The 18784-nt window shown below is 61.3% G+C and carries 12 protein-coding genes; 4 read left to right on the forward strand and 8 right to left on the reverse strand.

Going from position 1 to position 18784, the window contains the following annotated elements; all coding sequences use genetic code 11:
- Positions 1-50 precede the first annotated feature (50 nt).
- From uvrA to J4862_RS01225, 4 genes are all read left to right on the forward strand, one after another.
- Entirely contained in the window at positions 51-2951 is a 2901-nt protein-coding gene (uvrA, locus tag J4862_RS01210) for an excinuclease ABC subunit UvrA (RefSeq protein WP_211788930.1), read from the forward strand.
- A gap of 704 nt (positions 2952-3655) precedes the next feature.
- On the forward strand, positions 3656-4360 hold the full coding sequence (locus tag J4862_RS01215; protein WP_211788931.1) for a succinate dehydrogenase/fumarate reductase cytochrome b subunit: 705 nt from the start codon (positions 3656-3658) through the stop codon (positions 4358-4360).
- Positions 4361-4398: 38 nt separating this feature from the next.
- Entirely contained in the window at positions 4399-6342 is a 1944-nt protein-coding gene (locus J4862_RS01220) for a fumarate reductase/succinate dehydrogenase flavoprotein subunit (protein ID WP_211788932.1), read from the forward strand.
- Positions 6343-6365: 23 nt separating this feature from the next.
- The gene (locus J4862_RS01225; RefSeq protein ID WP_211788933.1) at positions 6366-7121 is read left to right on the forward strand and encodes a succinate dehydrogenase/fumarate reductase iron-sulfur subunit; all 756 of its coding nucleotides are present in this window, start codon (positions 6366-6368) and stop codon (positions 7119-7121) included.
- A gap of 504 nt (positions 7122-7625) precedes the next feature.
- On the opposite strand, the gene J4862_RS01230 is transcribed toward J4862_RS01225, so the two are convergent.
- The 8 genes from J4862_RS01230 to J4862_RS01265 all read right to left on the reverse strand — a co-directional run bounded on the left by J4862_RS01230 (position 7626) and on the right by J4862_RS01265 (position 18133).
- On the reverse strand, positions 7626-8510 hold the full coding sequence (locus J4862_RS01230) for a lamin tail domain-containing protein (protein WP_211788934.1): 885 nt from the start codon (positions 8508-8510) through the stop codon (positions 7626-7628).
- A gap of 324 nt (positions 8511-8834) precedes the next feature.
- Positions 8835-9782 carry a tyrosine-type recombinase/integrase gene (locus J4862_RS01235; RefSeq protein ID WP_211788935.1) on the reverse strand — a complete coding sequence of 316 codons (948 nt, stop codon included), beginning with the start codon at positions 9780-9782 and terminating at the stop codon, positions 8835-8837.
- 83 nt (positions 9783-9865) lie between these two features.
- Positions 9866-10516, reverse strand: a complete 651-nt coding sequence (gene pdxH, locus J4862_RS01240; protein ID WP_211788936.1) for a pyridoxamine 5'-phosphate oxidase — start codon at positions 10514-10516, stop codon at positions 9866-9868.
- Between the two features lie 86 nt (positions 10517-10602).
- On the reverse strand, positions 10603-11235 hold the full coding sequence (locus J4862_RS01245; RefSeq protein WP_211788937.1) for an NAD(P)H-dependent oxidoreductase: 633 nt from the start codon (positions 11233-11235) through the stop codon (positions 10603-10605).
- 28 nt (positions 11236-11263) lie between these two features.
- On the reverse strand, positions 11264-12442 hold the full coding sequence (locus tag J4862_RS01250; protein ID WP_211788938.1) for a glycosyltransferase family 4 protein: 1179 nt from the start codon (positions 12440-12442) through the stop codon (positions 11264-11266).
- Between the two features lie 77 nt (positions 12443-12519).
- Positions 12520-14409 (reverse strand): amidophosphoribosyltransferase, encoded by a 1890-nt coding sequence (locus J4862_RS01255; RefSeq protein WP_211788939.1) that lies wholly within the window; start codon positions 14407-14409, stop codon positions 12520-12522.
- A 146-nt stretch (positions 14410-14555) separates the two neighbouring features.
- Positions 14556-16409, reverse strand: coding sequence for a membrane protein insertase YidC (gene yidC, locus J4862_RS01260; protein WP_211788940.1), 1854 nt, complete (start codon positions 16407-16409; stop codon positions 14556-14558).
- A 104-nt stretch (positions 16410-16513) separates the two neighbouring features.
- A complete protein-coding gene (locus tag J4862_RS01265; RefSeq protein WP_211788941.1) occupies positions 16514-18133 on the reverse strand; it encodes a CTP synthase in 1620 nt (539 codons plus the stop codon).
- Positions 18134-18784: the final 651 nt, after the last annotated feature.

Genomic DNA, 18784 nt, shown 5'->3' on the forward strand with positions numbered 1-18784 from the left:
ATGCGCCAGATTGCTTGAATCCTCCCTAGCGCAGCACGATAGACGACCCAATGGCAAAGACTACCCCCAGCAGCAAGCAGGCTGCCCTGAGCGGCGACCGCCAGGATACGAGCACCAGCATCCTCCTTCACCACGTACGTGTCAATAACCTCAAGAACATAGACCTCGAGATCCCCCGCGGCAAGCTCGTCGTCGTCACCGGGGTCAGCGGCTCGGGCAAGAGTTCGCTGGCCTTCGACACGCTCTATGCCGAGGGGCAGCGCCGCTATGTGGAGAGCCTCTCGAGCTACGCCCGCCAGTTCGTCGGCCGCATGGCCAAGCCCGAGGCCGACTGGATCCGTGGGCTGCCGCCCGCCATCGCCATCGAGCAGCGCGTCGTCAGCCGCAATCCCCGCTCCACCGTAGCGACCTCGACCGAGATCTACGAGTATATGCGCCTCCTATGGGCGCGTGTCGGGAAGACCATCTCCCCCAGCTCGGGACAGGAGGTGCGCAAGCATACCGTCCCCGACGTGCTGGGCTATATCCGTCAGCTGCCCGTGGGGAGCCGTGTCTACCTCATCACGCCGCTCATCCTCCCGAAGGGGCGCAAGCTCGCCGCGCACCTAGAGATCCAGCTGCAGCAGGGCTACAGCCGTCTGTGGCGCAGCGATCAGGGCGTCGTGCCCATCGACGAGGCGCTCGTATGGCCCGACAAGGAGGCCAAGCACTGCTGGCTGCTCATTGACCGTCTGGCCGTGGGGGATGACCTCAGCGCGGTGGATCGCCTCGGGGAGTCGGTAGAGACGGCCTTCTTCGAGGGACGCGGCAGCTGCAGCCTCGCCGTCGAGCGCATGGAGGGTGGCGAGCGCCAGGAGGCGGTGCTGGTGCCCTTTAGCAATGTCTTCGAGGCCGACGGACGCGTCTTCCAGGAGCCGAGCCCTGAGATGTTCAGCTTCAATAATCCCATAGGTGCCTGCCCCGAGTGTGAGGGCTTCGGTATGGTCGTCGGCATCGATGAGCGCCTAGTGATCCCCGACCCCACGCTCTCGGTCTACGAGGATGCTGTAGCCTGCTGGCGGGGCATGGTCTCCTCGGAGTGGAAGAACTTCTTCATCGGTCTCTCGGATCAGGAGGGCTTCCCCATCCACAAGCCCTACAAGGACCTCACGGCTCGGCAGCGCGAGCAGCTGTGGGAGGGACTGCCGAGCAAGCAGTACGGCCCCGTAGGGATCAACCCTTACTTCGCCTCGCTGCGTAGCCAGCTGCACAAGATCCAGAACCGCGTCCGCATCGCCCACTTCACGGGCAAGACGGTATGCCCGAGCTGCCATGGCGGACGCCTCAAGCCCGATGCCCTCTGCGTGCAGGTGGGCGGGAAGAACATCGCCGAGGTCGTCAGCCTGACCCTCTGGGAGGCACGGCGCTTCTTCGATGAGCTTGAGCTAAGTCCCGCAGATCAGCTCATCGCCAAGCGCCTCCTACACGAGATACGCTCCCGCCTCGGCTTCCTTGACGAGGTAGGCCTAGGCTACCTCACCCTAGACCGCCTCTCCAATAGCCTCTCGGGCGGGGAGAGCCAGCGTGTGACGCTCGCCACTCAGCTCGGCAGTAGCCTCGTCGGCTCGCTCTACGTGCTCGACGAGCCCAGCATAGGCCTGCACCAGCGCGACACCGAGCGGTTGATACGCGTCGTCAAGCGTCTGCGTGACCTGGGGAATACGGTGGTCGTCGTCGAGCACGATGAGGAGATGATGCGCGCCGCCGACTACATCGTGGACATAGGCCCCGATGCAGGTATCCACGGCGGCCAGGTCGTCTACGCAGGTGATGCCTCGGCCATCACGTGCGAGACGCCCGGCTACACGGCCGCCTACCTCACGGGACGTGAGCAGATCCCCCTGCCCAGCGTGCGCCGCGGCTGGACGAGCTTCCTCGAGGTCAAGGGCGCCCGTCGGCACAACCTCAAGGAGGTGGATGTGCGCTTCCCCCTGCACACGCTCACCGTCGTCAGTGGCGTCAGCGGCTCGGGCAAGAGTACGCTGGTGCGTGACCTCTTCTACGAGGGTGTCAGCCGCAAGCTAGGGCGCGAACCCATGACGGAGCTCGAGCTCACGTCCATCACGGGCGACTGGCGCGAGATCGAGCAGGTGGAGTATGTAGACCAGAACAACATCGGCCGCAGCTCCCGCTCCAATCCTGTGACCTACGTCGGTGCCTTCGATACCATCCGTGACCTCTACGCAGGCCTCCCCCTGTCGAAGCAGATGGGCTACAAGCCCTATTACTTCAGCTTCAATAAGGAGGGCGGACGCTGCGAGACCTGTCAGGGCGCTGGTGAGATCACCATCGAGATGCAGTTCATGGCCGATATCCACCTCACCTGCGAGGCCTGCGGCGGCAAGCGCTTCCGCAAGGAGCTCCTCGAGGTCGAGTACTGCGGAACGAATATCTCCCAGCTGCTGGAGCTGAGCGTGGACGAGGCCGTGGACTTCTTCGCCGAGCACCGCGAGCAGTCCCCCCTCTCGGATCGCATTATCAATCAGCTCCGTCCGCTGCAGCGCGTAGGCCTCGGGTACATCAAGCTCGGACAGTCGGGCTCGACGCTCTCGGGCGGGGAGAACCAGCGTGTCAAGCTCGCCTACTACCTAGGTAAGGGAAGGAAGCTGCCGACGCTCTTCATCTTCGACGAGCCGACCACGGGCCTGCACTTCCACGATATACGCACGCTGCTGGGCTCTCTGGAGGCGCTGGTCGACCAGGGGCACTCGGTGATCGTGGTTGAGCATAACCTTGAGGTCATCAAGGCCGCGGACTGGGTCATTGACCTCGGCCCCGAGGGGGGTAAGGGTGGTGGCTACATCGTGGCCGAGGGGACGCCCGAGGAGCTGGCCGCGCATCCCGACTCGGCTACGGGGCGCTACCTGCGTCCGCTGCTGGAGGCGGCAGGCAGAGCGCCGAAGCCCCGATAAGGCTGCTCCGCCTCGTCCTCGGGCGAGGCCCACAAGACACTAAGCCCTATAGGGGCGTTCCGAGCTGAGGCTTAGCCTGTGGGACGCCCCTATAGGGCTTAGCTGTCTTCTAGCGATAGGCCGGGGGAGTATTCTTATAATATATTCCCCCGAATCTTATATTAGTTTTCGCTAGATCTTATATCATTTTCCGTGACTTCTTATATCACTTTCTCCCACTTCTTATATCACTTGGCTCCCGCTCCCTAGGCTCGGAGCGCGCCGCGCCTTAGCTCGGGGCAGCCTCCCCCTTGTCCCTCGGTCGCCTCCCTCCGCACGCTTGGCAGCCTTCCTCCCTTATCCCTCGGTAGGCTCCGCGAGGCAGGTGCCCTTGCTCCGCCTTATCCTTGCTCGGCCCGCCGAGCCTCCCCGGAGCGCGCTGCTACACCTATGTAGCTAGCTATATATAGGTAGGCAGAAGGGTCCTTTTCCTTTGACTTGACTATTCTGTACCTATTTGTGGGGAGAGGTGTTGGGACGATTACGCCTTTTTTTCGCCAATAATGGTGCTTCATATACCTAATTGAGTTATCTTTGTGGAGGCAAGGCACGGCCTGGCGCCTAGGCTCTGCTTCGGGGATACCACGGAGCCTACTGCACCTCGGCTCTATAGCGCCTGCCGACAAGGGCATAAACTAAGTAGAATCAAACTAATAATAAACTCTATGTCGTGGTTAATCAAATCCTCGATCGGCCGTAAGCTCGTGATGAGTATCTCAGGACTTGCGCTGATCCTGTTCCTGACCTTCCACATGTCGATGAACCTCGTAGCTCTCTTCAGCGAGGAGGGCTATAACGCGGTATGTGAATTCCTCGGAGCTAACTGGTACGCGCTGGTAGCCTCAATGGGGCTGGCCGTACTCTTCGTCGTGCACATCGTCTATGCCTTCATCCTGACGCTGCAGAACCTCAAGGCACGCGGCAACGACCGCTACGCCGTCATCGACAAGCCTAAGGGCGTCGAGTGGGCCTCGCAGAACATGATGGTACTGGGTGTCGTCGTCGTCCTCGGGCTCCTGCTGCACCTCTTCAACTTCTGGGCGAAGATGCAGCTGGCAGAGCTCCTCGGGCAGCATGACCTCGGGATCGCGGGTGTGAGCGGGCCTACCGACGGTGCTGGTCTCATCCGCTATACCTTCTCCAACCCCATCTTCGTAGTCCTCTACCTCGTATGGCTGGGTGCTCTGTGGTTCCACCTCTCGCATGGCTTCTGGAGCTCGCTGCACACCATCGGCTTCGATAACAAGATCTGGTTCGAGCGCCTGCGTTGCATCTCCAATGTCTACACGACGATCATCGTCCTCGGCTTCGCAGTCGTGGTCGTATGGTACTACCTGCAGAGTCTCTGCGGTGGGGTCTGCCCCTTCTAATGCCTGTAGTTATCCACTCCAGTACCTATATATAGCATATGTCTAAGATAGATTCCAAGATCCCTGCCGGCCCATTAGCTGACAAGTGGACTAATTATAAAGACCATCAGAAGCTCGTCAACCCCGCCAACAAGCGCCGCCTCGACATCATCGTCGTCGGTACCGGGCTCGCTGGGGCATCGGCTGCCGCATCGCTGGCAGAGATGGGCTTCAACGTGCTGAACTTCTGCATCCAGGACTCGCCCCGTCGTGCGCACTCCATCGCTGCCCAGGGGGGGATCAACGCTGCTAAGAACTATCAGAATGACGGGGACTCGGTCTACCGCCTCTTCTACGATACGATCAAGGGGGGGGACTACCGTGCTCGTGAGGCCAACGTCTACCGCCTGGCAGAGGTCGCCAACAGTATCATAGACCAGTGCGTAGCACAGGGTGTACCCTTCGCTCGTGAGTACAGCGGTCTTCTGGACAACCGTTCCTTCGGGGGCGCTCAGGTATCACGTACCTTCTATGCTCGTGGTCAGACGGGGCAGCAGCTGCTGCTTGGCGCTTACTCCGCCCTGAGTCGCCAGGTCGGTAAGGGCTCGGTCAAGCTCTACACGCGCCACGAGATGCTCGACGTCGTCATCATTGACGGACGTGCCCGAGGGATCATCGCCCGCAACCTCGTGACGGGTAAGATCGAGCGCTTCGCTGCTCACGCTGTCGTCATCGGTACGGGCGGCTACGGCAATGCCTTCTTCCTCTCCACGAACGCTATGGCCTCCAACGGCTCGGCTGCCTGGCAGTGCTACAAGAAGGGCGCCTACTTCGCGAACCCCTGTATGGCGCAGATCCACCCGACCTGTATCCCCGTACATGGCGAGTTCCAGTCCAAGCTGACGCTGATGTCCGAGTCGCTGCGTAACGACGGTCGCATCTGGGTACCCAAGAACATCGAGGATGCCAAGAAGCTGCAGGCTGGTACGCTCCGCCCCACTCAGATCAAGGAAGAGGATCGTGACTACTACCTCGAGCGCCGCTACCCCGCCTTCGGGAACCTCGTGCCTCGTGACGTAGCGAGCCGCGCAGCCAAGGAGCGCTGCGACGCTGGCTATGGGGTGAACAACACCGGCCTAGCCGTCTTCCTCGACTTCTCCTCCGCCATCCAGCGTCTGGGTAAGGACGTCGTAGAGGCCCGCTATGGTAACCTCTTCCAGATGTACGAGAAGATCACCAACGACAATCCCTACGAGACGCCGATGATGATCTACCCTGCCATCCACTACACCATGGGCGGTATCTGGGTCGACTACGAGCTGATGACCTCCGTGCCCGGGCTCTTCGCTATCGGGGAGGCCAACTTCTCTGACCACGGTGCCAACCGCCTCGGGGCTTCGGCGCTGATGCAGGGTCTGGCCGACGGCTACTTCGTCCTGCCGTACACGATCCAGAACTATCTGGCCGACCAGATCCAGGTTCCCCGCTTCAGCACGGACCGTCCAGAGTTCGACGAGGCAGAGAAGGGCATCCAGGATCGCATCGCTCGCCTGATGAGCATCAAGGGCTCGCAGTCTGTCGACAGCCTGCACAAGAAGCTCGGCCACATCATGTGGGACTTCGTCGGCATGGGCCGTGAGCGTGAAGGCCTAGAGAAGGCGATCGTAGCGCTCAAGGAGCTGAAGAAGGAGTTCTGGAGCGATGTGCGCATCCCCGGTAAGGCCGATGACCTCAACGTCGAGCTGGAGAAGGCACTGCGACTGGCTGACTTCATCGAGATCGGCGAACTGATGGCCCGCGACGCTCACGACCGAGAGGAGAGCTGCGGTGGTCACTTCCGCCTCGAGCATCAGACGCCTGAGGGCGAGGCACTGCGTCACGACGACCAGTTCGCCTACGTCTCCTGCTGGGAATACCAGGGCGAGGATCAGGATCCCGTCCTGCTCAAGGAGTCTCTGGACTACGAGTTCGTCGTCCGTCAGCAGCGTAACTACAAGAACTAACCCCAAGCCACTCTATCGGTACAATGGATAAGAATATCAATATCAAGGTAAAGGTCTGGCGCCAGCGCGGTCCCGAGGCAAAGGGTGCGTTCGAGATGTATGACCTCAAGAATATATCCCAGGGCAGCTCGTTCCTAGAGATGCTCGACATCCTCAACGAGCAGCTGGTACGCGAGGGCAAGGAGCCCGTCGTCTTCGACCACGACTGCCGTGAAGGGATCTGCGGTATGTGCTCGCTCTACATCAATGGGCATCCTCACGGACCCGATGACAGCATCACGACCTGTCAGCTGCATATGCGTCGCTTCGACGAAGGCGACACGATCACCATCGAGCCTTGGCGCTCGGCGGGCTTCCCCATCATCCGCGACCTTATGGTAGACCGCTCGGCCTACGACAAGATCATCCAGGCGGGGGGCTTCGTATCGGTCAATACGGGTGGTGTGCCTGACGCCAACGCGATCGCCATCCCCAAGGCGGACGCTGATATGGCTATGGACGCTGCTGCCTGCATCGGCTGTGGTGCCTGTGCTGCGGCATGTAAGAACGGCTCGGCTATGCTCTTCGTCTCGGCGAAGGTCAGCCAGCTTGCGCTCCTGCCTCAGGGGCGTGTCGAGGCTGCTCGCCGTGCTAAGGCGATGGTCGCGAAGATGGACGAACTGGGCTTCGGGAACTGTACCAACACGCGTGCCTGCGAGGTAGAGTGCCCCAAGAACATCTCTATCTCGAACATCGCACGCCTCAACCGCGAGTTCCTCTCCGCTAAGTTCAAGGACTAGTCCCGCGCAGCACGTGCCGCCTGTGCGGCTAGTGCTGCCTCCCAATACCAGCCGCGCCTGCGACCATCTCCCGATGGCTGCAGGCGCGGTTCTCTTTTATTCCAGGAGGAGGGAGCTCCCTCCTCCTGGGGCTCTGTTGTAGCTTAGAGGAGGAGTGGAGAATGGGAGGAGGTGAGCTCGGGGGATAAGGCGCGATGCTCGCTGCCCTTAGCTTGAAGGGGCTTGGGCGCTAAGGCACGGCACTCCTTCTAATAGGAAGGGTTGGGGCTAGGGCAGGGAGAAGCCTTGGGATGGAGGAGGGGGAATGGCGCGCTGGGCTAGCTGAGTGAGGCTGGATAGGGTGGTAGAGTGAGGCTTTAGCTTGGGTGATAGAGATCGTAGAGCTTAGCAGAGTGAGACGGCTAAGTGGGGAGAGTGACGGGCGGGCTTAGGTGTGATCGGGTGCAGGGCTCTAGGGGGTGATCGTTGCTGTGGGGGATAGAGGGAGCTGAAGGAGGAGGGCCGCTAGGGGCGGGAGATGAGGAAGGCATAGGCGAGGTGCTCCGCGCCCGACTCTTCGCAGCGGATGGAGAGGAGGTAGGAGCTGCCTGCGGGGAGGCCGAGGCGGTCGAAGAAGCTCCGCGGATCGGTGCAGAGGACCTCCAGCCAAGCATGGCTGCCGCTGCTCTCCCCTTGATGGATGCTTTGCCCCGTGAGGTCGTAGACGATCCAGCTACAGAGGGCTGTGGGGTGCTCCGCCAGCCAGCTGCGCAGAGCTCGTGGGCTACGTTCGTCCGTCTCCGAGCTACCTTCGTCCCCGCCTCCCGCGCTGGGGGGCTTGGGCTGCTGCTGACGCTGGAGGCTGACGCTATTGGGCTGCCCTGGGCTGGCATAGCCTGCAGCTGCGAGCGCGGGGAGCCACTGCGCCGACTCCCAGGGGGCGCTGAGGTCGACGCGCTCCCAGGCGACATCCTTCTTCGTCTTCAGCCCTCGCGGGAGGCTGCTGCTGTCGTAGACGAACTTATCCACCACGAGCTCCTCGCCCTCCTTGATCAGCGCTACGACGCCCCGACTATTGACGAGGCGCGGTAGGCCGAGGCGAAGGACTAGGTCTCTCGCGAGGCGGGGATAGCGCTCGGTGAGGCGCTGGGGCTCGGAGCAGAGCACGATGTAGCTGTGCGGCGGGAGCTCGACGTCGGGGAGACGGACGCCCTGGACGCGCGTTTCCTCCTTGCCGACGGCCAGCAAGTAGTCCCCGAGCGTGCAGGGCTGATCGCTCGGGTTGTAGAGCTCGACGTACTCGGCGCTCGAGGGGCTGGGTGCAGCCATCACTTCGCTGAGTAGGGGATGCGCTAGGGCGAGTTGGGGGAGGGTGAGCCCAAGGACTAGGAGGAGCTTGCGGGGGTGCATGGTAGTGTGCTGTAGAAGTAAGGCAAAGAAGTTGGTCGGGAGTAATGCGGGCTAAGGCCCGCGCCTAGGGGCCGCTCTGTGAGGGATATCCCTCAGCGGATTGACTGATAGCCCTCAGGTGTGTGAGGGACGTCCCTCAGCCTCGTGACTGATAGCCCTCGGAGGCGCTCCCCTTATGCTTGTGTCTTGCTGGGAAGAGGGACTCCCTTCACCTACATCAAGGTGAGGGAGGGGAAGAGGAGGGTATTAGGACTTGGCTTAGAGTTGGCTGCGAGGGGCAGGCCGAGCTTCGGAAGGAGGTGCGAGGGTAGGGCTGGTGCCGCCTTAGTCCTCCGTGGTCGGGTCGTCCTCGGGTGCGGCATCCTTAGGCGGGCTTGCGGCTCGGGGGTGGGCGGCGTAGAGCTTGCGCAGCTGCTCGAAGGAGGTATGCGTGTAGCGCACGGTCGTGGAGACGGAGTTGTGCCCCATCAGTTCGCGCAGCAGCATGAGGTCGCCTCCAGCGTTGAGCATGTCGGTGGCGAAGGAGTGGCGCAGGGCATGGGCTCCGCGACGGGTGAGCTTCGGCACGTCGCGTAGAGCGGCGTGCACCACGCGGTAGATAGCGCTGTCGGAGAGCGGCTTGCCTCGCGAGGAGAGGAGGAAGTGCGGGCTGTCGCCGAAGATCTGGGTACGCTCGCCTCGCCAGCGCTCGATGGCCTCCGCGAGCTGCTCGCCGAAGGGGACGATACGCTCCTTGCGCCCCTTACCCAGCACCTTGAGCTGACGCTGTCGGGTGTCGACATCGCCGTCGGCGAGCCCTGCCAGTTCGCTGCGTCGCAGCCCGCACTCGTAGAGCATCGCCAGGATCAGGCGGTCGCGTACGGCCTGCCAGTCTTCGCCGGGCTCCTGCGGCTCGTCGATGAGGCGGTTCAGTTCCTCGGTGGGGACGTAGACGGGCAGAGGCTTGTCGGCCTTCGGGGGGCGCAGCTGCTGGATGGGGCTTCGGCGGAGCAGGCCGAGCTTGATGAGGTAGCGGTAGAAGCTCTTCACCGAGGAGAGGTACTTGCCCACGGAGGAGGCTTTGACCCCTGCATCGAGGCTGGAGGAGAGCCAGCCGCGCACCAGATCGAGGTCGCCCTCGCTCGGGGTGAAGGGCTCGGCGAGGCGCTCCTCGGCATAGCGGCGGTAGCGCTCCAGGTCACGGCTGTAGCTGGACACCGTCCTGGGGGAGGCGTCCAGCTCGTAGCGCAGGTAGTCCTCGAAGCGCTGGAAGAGGTCGGGCTCGGTACTCATCGGAGAGGTCGGGACAAAGGGTAGGAGGGGGACGAAGGGCTGTAAGGCAGGATACCTTCGTCCTCGTCCAAGAGCTGGCGAAGCTAGGGGGCGACGCGGGTGAGGCTCCAGCTGCCGTCCTCCTGCAGCTCGTAGACGAAGCGGTCGTGTAGGCGGCTGTCGCGTCCCTGCCACAGCTCGATGCGGTGCGGCGTCACGGCATAGCCGCCCCAGCTGTCGGGGCGGGGCACTTCGCGGCCGACGAACTTGAGGCTCTCGGCGGCAAAGCGCATCATGATCCACTCGCGCGAGGGGATGGGCTGGCTCTGCGGGGAGATGCGCGCGCCGATGCGGCTCTTGTAGGGGCGCATGGCGAAGTAGGCGTCACTCTCTGCGGCGGGGAGCCGCTCGATCGTGCCCTCGACGTGGATCTGACGCTCTAGCTCGTGCCAGAGGAAGGTTAGCGCTACGCGTGGGTTGGCGGCGATCTGTCGCCCCTTGCGACTCTCGTAGCCGGTGTAGAAGACGAAGCGCCCGCCGAGGACTTCCTTCAGCAGGACGGTGCGTATACTGGGCTGGCCCTCGGGGCTCGCCGTGCCCACGAGCATCGCCGTAGGCTCGTAGACGCGGCTCTCTATGGCCTCGCGGAGCCAGCGCTCGACCATGGGGAGGGGCTCGGCGGGGAGCTCGCTGCGGCTGAGGCTGCGGCTGGAGTACTCGCGTCGGATATGCTCGAGGTGAAGATCTTCATTCATGTCTGTCCTTGGTCTAGGTAGGGGGCAAAGCAAGCAGGGGATAGCACCGAGTGCTCGGTGCTATCCCCTGCCTATGCTGGTTGCTATTAGATGAAGGTGGCGAACTCCTCCATTGAGTTGCGCACCTTCTTCATCTGGCCCATCCAGTCGCGCTCGGGATCAGCGTAGCCGAGGTAGAGGAGGCAGACGCTACGTAGGCCCTTGGAGGGCAGGTCGAGCAGCTCGTCGACGAGCTTGGGGTCGAAGCCGCCGATGGGCGTGCTGTCGATGCGGAGCTCTGCAGCCTGTGCCAGCGCCATCCCCAGGGCGATGTAGGCCTGGTTCGCAGCGTGCTGGTACTGCTCCTCCTTATCCATCTCGCCGAACTTCTCCTTGAGCATGTCGGTGTAGCGCTTGAAGCGTCCGCGCACCAGCCCGCGCTCGTCGGTCGTGAGGTCATAGATGGCGTCGATGCGCTCGGGCGTGTATTCGTCCCAGGCGGCGAAGACGATGACGTGGGAGCACTCACGCATGCAGTCGGGGTTGAGGGCCCCTGCGACCATCTTCTCCTTGAGGTCCTGGTCGCCGACGACGATGAGGCGGAACTGCTGCAGCCCCGAGGAGGTGGGGGCGAGGCGGGCAGCCTCGACGATCTTCATCAGATCCTCCTGGGAGAGCTTCTTCGTGGGGTCGTATGCCTTGACGGCGTGCCGCCAGTGTAGGTCTTCGATAAGTGACATAGTCTGCTGTATTTAATGATGGATGATGTTATTGTTTAGGGCGTAGTTCTTTGAAGAGCTGCTCCCATTGCTTCATAATTACATCTAGGGCAAAGCGCTCCGAATTGGCTCGTGCTGCTCGCCCCATCGCTTGACGGAGTTCATCGCTTTCGATGAGTTGTCGCAGATGTTGAGCAAAGGCCTTTTTATCCCCGGGGTTAACGAGGAAGCCATCTTCTCCGTGACGAATAATATCTCTAGGGCCGCAAGGGCAGGCATAAGAGACAACGGGTAAGCCACAAGTCTCGGCCTCTACCAAGACCAAGCCAAAGCCTTCGTATGTAGATGGCATTGCGAAGATAGATGCACTGAGGTAGTGCTCCTGGATATTATTACTGAAGGGTAGGAGCTCGACCTGATCTTCTATGCCAACACTGCGTATGGCCTCCTTAATCTCTTCCTTTGACTCTCCGTCACCTACTATGTGGAGCTTCCAGTCAGGGTATTCCTTGGCAATCATCCCCCAAATGTGGACTAACTCAGTGAAGTTCTTCTGTCCAGTGAGGCGCCCAGTGGCTAGGATGACCTTATTGGTTAGGGGAGATACTACATCGGACTCTATGGTCCGGGGGTTGTAGATGACACTAGCATTAGGACAGTGACTACAGAGTGCTTTGTCTTCCTCGGTGAGGACGACTAATCTGTCGTATCGCTGGTCATGATACCGCTGTTGGCGTACCGCCTGTAGGCTCCACTGAGTACGAAGCCAGTACTTGAGTCTGGAAAGAAGAGGGAGCTTGTTATTCTTATCATAGAAGGTGGGGAAACGGGCGATAGGAGCATACAAGAAGTTGTGATGCTCCACGATCTTGGCGCTACCATCCTCGATCCTATGTAAGAAGCCAGCTTCATGCCACCCTGCTGCGATTGTGATGTCTGGTCTAAGCTTGAGGAGTAATTCGCGTAGCCTTTGCTCATGAAGCTTGGGCTTGGATCTGTTCCCCCTATACTGAGTGATAAAGGAGGCCCCAGGCATTATGTAGTTTATGTCAAGGTCAATATGCTTGATGTTTGGCTCCAGGCTATAGTAGGAAGGACGTCCATTGTGGCCAGTCGTGATCAGATACACATCGTGTCCGTGCTGAGCTAGCCAATTGGCCTTGACCGTTGTCGTTCGTTCGATCCCGCCTACGGTATAGGTGCCGAAAAGACAATACGCGATTTTCATACTGAGATAGTTTAAACTGGTGATTCCCGTCTTCTGAGACTACTTCTGGAGGCTCGGGGCTTGTTGCTGAGGGCGGGCTAGGGATGCTGGGGGTGGTCCTGCTCGACGTAGTCGATGAAGGCCTTGTTCACCAGGTGGGAGCCGCCGGGGGTGGGGTAGTCGCCGCTGAAGTACCAGTCGCCGTGGTGGTGGGGGATGGCCTCATGCAGCCCCTCGAGGCTCTGGAAGACCAGCTCGACCTCGGCGCGGGTATCCTCGGGGCGCAAGAGCTCGACCATCTTGGCCGAGATCTCCTCGGGGCTGAAGGGGGCGTAGATCGCCTTGACGACGTTCTCTACCTCCTCCGTCTCGGGGCGCTGGCGTAGCTCGAGGGCGCGCTGGTACTGCTGCTCGATGAGGGTCTCCATACCGCGCTCCTTGATCAGGGCGATGGCGGCACGGAAGGCAATGAACTCCTTCATCTTGCTCATGTCGATGCCGTAGTAGTCGGGGTAGCGTACCTGTGGGCAGCTGGAGACGATGACGATCTTGCGCGGGGAGAGGCGGTCGAGGATGCCGATGATACTTTGGCGCAGGGTCGTCCCACGCACGATGCTGTCGTCGATGACCACGAGGCTATCGAGGCCAGGGCGTACCGTGCCGTAGGTGATGTCGTAGACGTGGGCGGCGAGCTCATTACGGCTCTTGCCCTCGGAGATGAAGGTGCGGAGCTTGATGTCCTTGATGGCGACCTTCTCGCTGCGGATGCTCAAGGCGAGGATCTGGCGTAGCTCCTCGGTGCTCAGCTGACGCCCTGACTGCAGCAGGCGTAGCTTCTCCTCGTTGAGGTGCTCGTTGAGTCCCTCCAGCATGCCGTAGTAGGCGACCTCGGCGGTGTTGGGGATGAAGGAGAAGACGGCGTGCTCGAGGTCACCTCCCAGAGCGCGTAGGATGGCGGGCGTGAGCAGGCGGCCGAGGGCCTTACGCTCCTGGTAGATGTCCTTGTCACTGCCCCGGGAGAAGTAGATGCGCTCGAAGGAGCAGGCCTGCTGCTGCCGTGGGTCGACGATCTGCTCGAGGCGTACCTCGGCCTGGCGGTTCACCAGCAGCGCCTGCCCGGGCAGCAGCTCCTGAACCTGCTCGCTGGCGATATTCATCACCGTCTGGATGACGGGGCGCTCGGACGCTAGGACGACGATCTCCTCATCTACATAGTAGAAGGCGGGACGTATGCCCCAGGGGTCGCGCATGGCATAGCTCTCGCCGCTGCCCGTCTGGCCGCACATGACGAAGCCGCCATCCCATAGCGGGGCGCACTGGCGCAGGACGTTGGCCAGGTCGATACGCTCCTCGATGTAGTGGGTGATGTCCATGCCCTCGAGCCCAAAGGTACGGCTCTGGACGAAGAGACGCTCTACCTCGCGGTCGAGGCGGTGCCCGATTTGCTCCAGCAGGATGTGCATGTCGGAGACGTGACGCGGGTGCTGGCCTACGGAGGTGATGGCGTCGAAGATCTGTGAGACGTTGGTGAGGTTGAAGTTACCGCAGATCGTCAAGCACTTGGCTCGCCAGTTATTGCGGCGGATCATGGGGTGGACGAAGGTCAGTCCGCTCTTGCCCGTGGTGCTGTAGCGTAGGTGACCCATCATGCAGTTGCCCGCATAGGGGAGGTGCTCCTCGGCGTAGATGGGGTCGGCGAGCTGCTCGCGGGGGACCGCTCCGAGGGCGCTGTGCACGGTGTCGAAGATCTCCTGGATGGCTCCTGTGCCCTCGGCGCGCTCACGGAAGAGGTACTCCTCGCCAGGCTGGGTGCCGAGCTTGACCACGGCGAGGCCTGCACCCTCCTGCCCTCGATTGTGCTGCTTCTCCATCAGGAGATACAGCTTGTTGAGTCCATACATCCACGTGCCGTACTTCTCCTGGTAGTAGGAGAGGGGCTTGCGAAGGCGTATCATGGCTACGCCACATTCATGCTTGAGCGGTTCCATCGTCGGTCTGTCCTTTGGCTCTTGTCTCTTAGTGTTTAGGTCAGCAAGCGACAGCTGCTCGCCCTCGGTAGGGCTGGAGTAGCGTGCCGCTTGCTGTCGTTGGGCTTATCTAGGGATTGAGGTGTCAGCCTGGTCCTTGGGGAGGGCTAGCGCTTGCGCTGGGCCTTGCGCTGCTGCTCCTGCTGTAGGCGCTGTGCCTCCTCGAGGCGCTGCATCCACTTGCTCTTCTTGCGGGGCTTCTTCTTGTTCTCCTCCAGCTGCGCCAGGAGCTTGTCCTCGTTGAGCGTCCAGCGGAAGGCGAAGTACTGCGCGATGGTGATGAGCGTGGAGACGAAGTAGTAGTAGCTCAGCGCCGAGGCGTTCTGGTTGAACATGAAGAAGAACATGATGCTCATGATGTAGGGCATCATCTGCATCCCGGCCATACCCTCGCCCGAGGTCGGCGTCTGCGTCATCGTATAGCGGGTATAGACGACGTTGGTCACGGTCATCAGCAGACAGAAGAGGCTGAGGTGGTTGCCGAGGAAGGAGGAGATGATGGGGATGTTGGCATTCCAGGATACGATGGCGTCGTAGGTGGAGAGGTCATCGGCCCAGAGGAAGCCCTCGCCGCGCAGTAGGATCGATGTAGGGAAGTACATGTAGAGCGCGATGAGGAAGGGCATCTGCAGCAGCATCGGCAGGCAGCCACTCATGGGGCTGGCTCCAGCCGAGCGGTAGAGGTTCATCGTCTCGGTCTGGCGCTTCATCATCGCCTCCTGCTCCTTGCCGGGGTACTTGGCATTGATGGCCTCGATCTGTGGGCGTAGGACGCGCATCTTGGCCTGCGAGAGGTAGCTCTTGTTGGTGAAGGGCCAGAGGAGTAGCTTGATGGCGAGCGTCATCAGGAAGATGATGAGTCCCCAGTTCGACAGGTAGCGGGAGAGGAAGGTCACCAGCGGGATGATCATGTACTGATTGATCCAGCGGAAGAGGCTTATCCCGAGGTAGACGAGGTGATCCAGCTGGAGCTCCTCACCCTCGACAGCCCCTGCGTCGTAGCCCTTGAGGAGCTCGTAGTCGTTGGGGCCGAAGAAGAAGGTAAGGGGAGCGGTAGGCTCAGCGCTGCGGAGGCTGAAGGGGATGGAGCTCTGGAGCTGTGCGCGGCGCACGTAGCCCGAGCCCTCAGCCTCAGCCTGTAGCGTCAGCTGGTTGCCCTCGAGGCCGCCCTGCTGCTGGATGAGCACGCTGCTGAAGTACTTGTCCTTGAAGGCCACCCACTGCAGGCGCTGCTGTACCTCCTGCTGCTCCTCGCTGCTGGTCTCCAGACGCTCTACGTCTCCCTTAGGGAAGTGATAGTAGATACCGCTGTACTGACCCTCGAACTTCCACGACTGCTCCTGCTGGGGCATGCGCTGCGACCACTCGAGCTCCTGCATCGTCATGTTGGCAGGCAGGAGGTGATGGAGGTCCTTGCCCGCTAGGCGTAGCGAGAGGCGGTAGTCGTCCTTAGCTAGCGTATAGATGTAGTCAAGGTAGGCGGCCGAGTCGATGCGCATACGCAGCACGGCGCTGCTGTCGCTGTGGCTGACGAGCTCGAAGGAAGCGTCGGCCGTGTTGACGATCGTATTTGACAGCGTGCGCAGGGGGAGGTTGAGGCGCGCGTCGCCCTTACGGAAGAGCTGCACGGGCTTCTTGGCCTGGTCCTGATACTTGGCGAGCGTAGCCTCTACGGGGGCGGCTCCCTTGGTGGAGAGCTTGACCGAGAGCAGCGCATTGCGTAGCTCTACGACCTGCTCAGGCTGGGACGTGAGGTAGGGGGGGCGCACGCTCGTGCTGTCAGCACTCGTCGTGGCGAGGGCCTGCTGCTGGTGGGCCGCGGGCTGTGCGGGCTTCTTAGCCGCGGCCTGCTCGCTGCGCTGGCGCTCGGCGATCTGCTCCGGCGTGGGCTGCTGGAGCCAGGTGAAGCCGATGAGGACAAGCCCGATGAGGAGGGCTCCGATCAGTGTATTTCTATCCATTAATCTAACTAAGGCCTGCAGCCACCGCCCCGACGATCGAGGGGGCGGCGTGCTGTAGCACTAATACTATCTAAAGCCGTTTGTCGGCTCCTTTGTTCGCGTCCCTAGCCTAAGACCTCCGTGTGGTAGTCGATGGCTGCGCGGACGAAGCTCATGAAGAGGGGGCTGGGGTGCAGCACCGTGCTGCTGTACTCGGGGTGGTACTGCACGCCGACGTACCAGCGATGCTCGGGGAGCTCGACCGTCTCGACGAGCCCCGTGTCGGGGTTCTCCCCAGCGCAGAGCATGCCCGCACGCTCGAAGTCCTCGCGGTACTGGCTGTTGAACTCGAAGCGGTGGCGGTGGCGCTCACGGACGAACTCCTTGCCGTAGGCTGCGGCGATCTTGGAGCCAGGACGCAGGACGCAGTCGTAGCCGCCGAGGCGCATAGAGCCGCCGAGCTCGGAGACGGTCTTCTGCTCCTCCATCAGGTCCACGACCTTGTGCGTGGAGGAGGGGTCGATCTCCGTGGTGTGGGCATCGGCCCAGCCGAGGACGTTGCGGGCGTACTCGATGACCATGCACTGCATGCCGAGGCAGATCCCGAGGGTGGGGATATTATGCTCGCGCGTGTAGCGCAGAGCGACGAACTTGCCCTCCACGCCGCGCGCACCGAAGCCTGGGGCGATGACGACCCCGTCGAGGCCCTCCAGCAGCTCGGCGACATTCTCGGGCGTCACCTTCTCGCTGTGGATGGAGATCAGGCGGAGCTTGCGCCCGTTGTAGGTCGCAGCCTGCAGCAGGGATTCGTCGATGGACTTGTAGGCGTCCTGTAGCTCCACGTACTTACCTACGAGTCCGATGCGTACCTCCTCGGTGGCCTGCTCGCGCAGGGAGAGGAAGTGCTTCCAGGGCTTGAGCTCGGGCGTGGACTCCTCGGGCGTGATGCCGCACTTCTTCAATACGATCTCGTCGAGGTGCTGTGCCTGCAGGGCCAGCGGTACCTGATAGATGGTGGGGACGTCGACGCTCTGCACGACGCTCTCGGGGGAGACGTTGCAGAAGAGGGCCACCTTGCGCAGGATGTCGCTACCGAGGCTGTGCTCGGTGCGCAGCACGAGGATGTCGGGCTGGATACCCACCTCCTGCAGCTGCTTGACGGAGTGCTGGGTGGGCTTGGTCTTGACCTCACCTGCGGCGGCGATGTAGGGCACGTAGGTCAGGTGCAGGCAGAGGCAGCTCTGCCCCAGCTCCCACTTCAGCTGGCGTACGCTCTCTAGGAAGGGGAGGGACTCGATGTCGCCGACGGTGCCACCGATCTCGGTGATGACGAAGTCGTACTGCTTCTTGATGCCGAGCAGCTTGACGTTGCGCTTGATCTCGTCGGTGATGTGGGGGATGACCTGTACGGTCTTGCCGAGGTAGTCGCCCTGACGCTCCTTGCGGATGACGTTCTGGTAGATGCGTCCCGTGGTGATGTTGTTGGCGCGCGAGGTGGCTACATCGAGGAAGCGCTCGTAGTGCCCGAGGTCGAGGTCAGCCTCATGTCCATCGTCCGTGACGTAGCATTCGCCGTGCTCGTAGGGGTTGAGCGTCCCTGGGTCGATATTGATGTAGGGGTCAAACTTCTGTATCGTGACGCTGTAGCCACGTGCCTGGAGTAGCTTGCCCAGAGAGGCGGCTACGATCCCTTTACCCAGGGAGGAGACGACGCCTCCCGTGACGAAGATGTACTTTGTTTCCACTGCCGTTATGCGCTATATATAACAATGAGTAGTCGCTTGGGCGGGCTGCGGGGAGCCTTCGCTCACCTATCATCTACCCAAGATACGCCACAAAGATACATCATTGTCGTGAGTCCTAGCCCTCCGAGCAGCTATGCACGCCGCGCCTTCGGAGGCTATTCTCGTGCTCTGCCCTCGCCCGCACCGAGCTGAGGGATTAGCTGCTCTGCTGCTCCGCCTGGGCTCGCAGCCGCATGCGAGCTAAGGGGCAACAAGATTTCTTATATAATATCCCGAAGAATCTTATATAATATTCCGACAAATGTTATATAACTTCTGCTCCGATATTATATAATATTCCTCGAGATATTCTATTACTTTTCTCCCTTCCACCTAGCTGTCAGTTCCGCCTTACGCGTGTCGGGCCTCCTTCCCGCATAGCAGGGGCTAGGCTGAGCCGAGAGGCTAAGGACTACTGCTTGTTCTTTGGGAGGGTTGTCCACAGTAGCCTCGGGCTGCAGCCCCGAATGAGCCTAGGGTGGAGGCTGCTTTGTGTGGTGCAAAAGTTTGATGCGCGAAAGATGCTGCTTGTTAAAAATATTTATTGTAACTTCGCGCCCCAGAGAGCGTGCTTACTAACTGACTTCATTTCTCACCGTGCTTTGCCAAGTA

The organism is Porphyromonas sp. oral taxon 275, from assembly GCF_018127745.1.
Classification (GTDB): Bacteria; Bacteroidota; Bacteroidia; order Bacteroidales; family Porphyromonadaceae; genus Porphyromonas.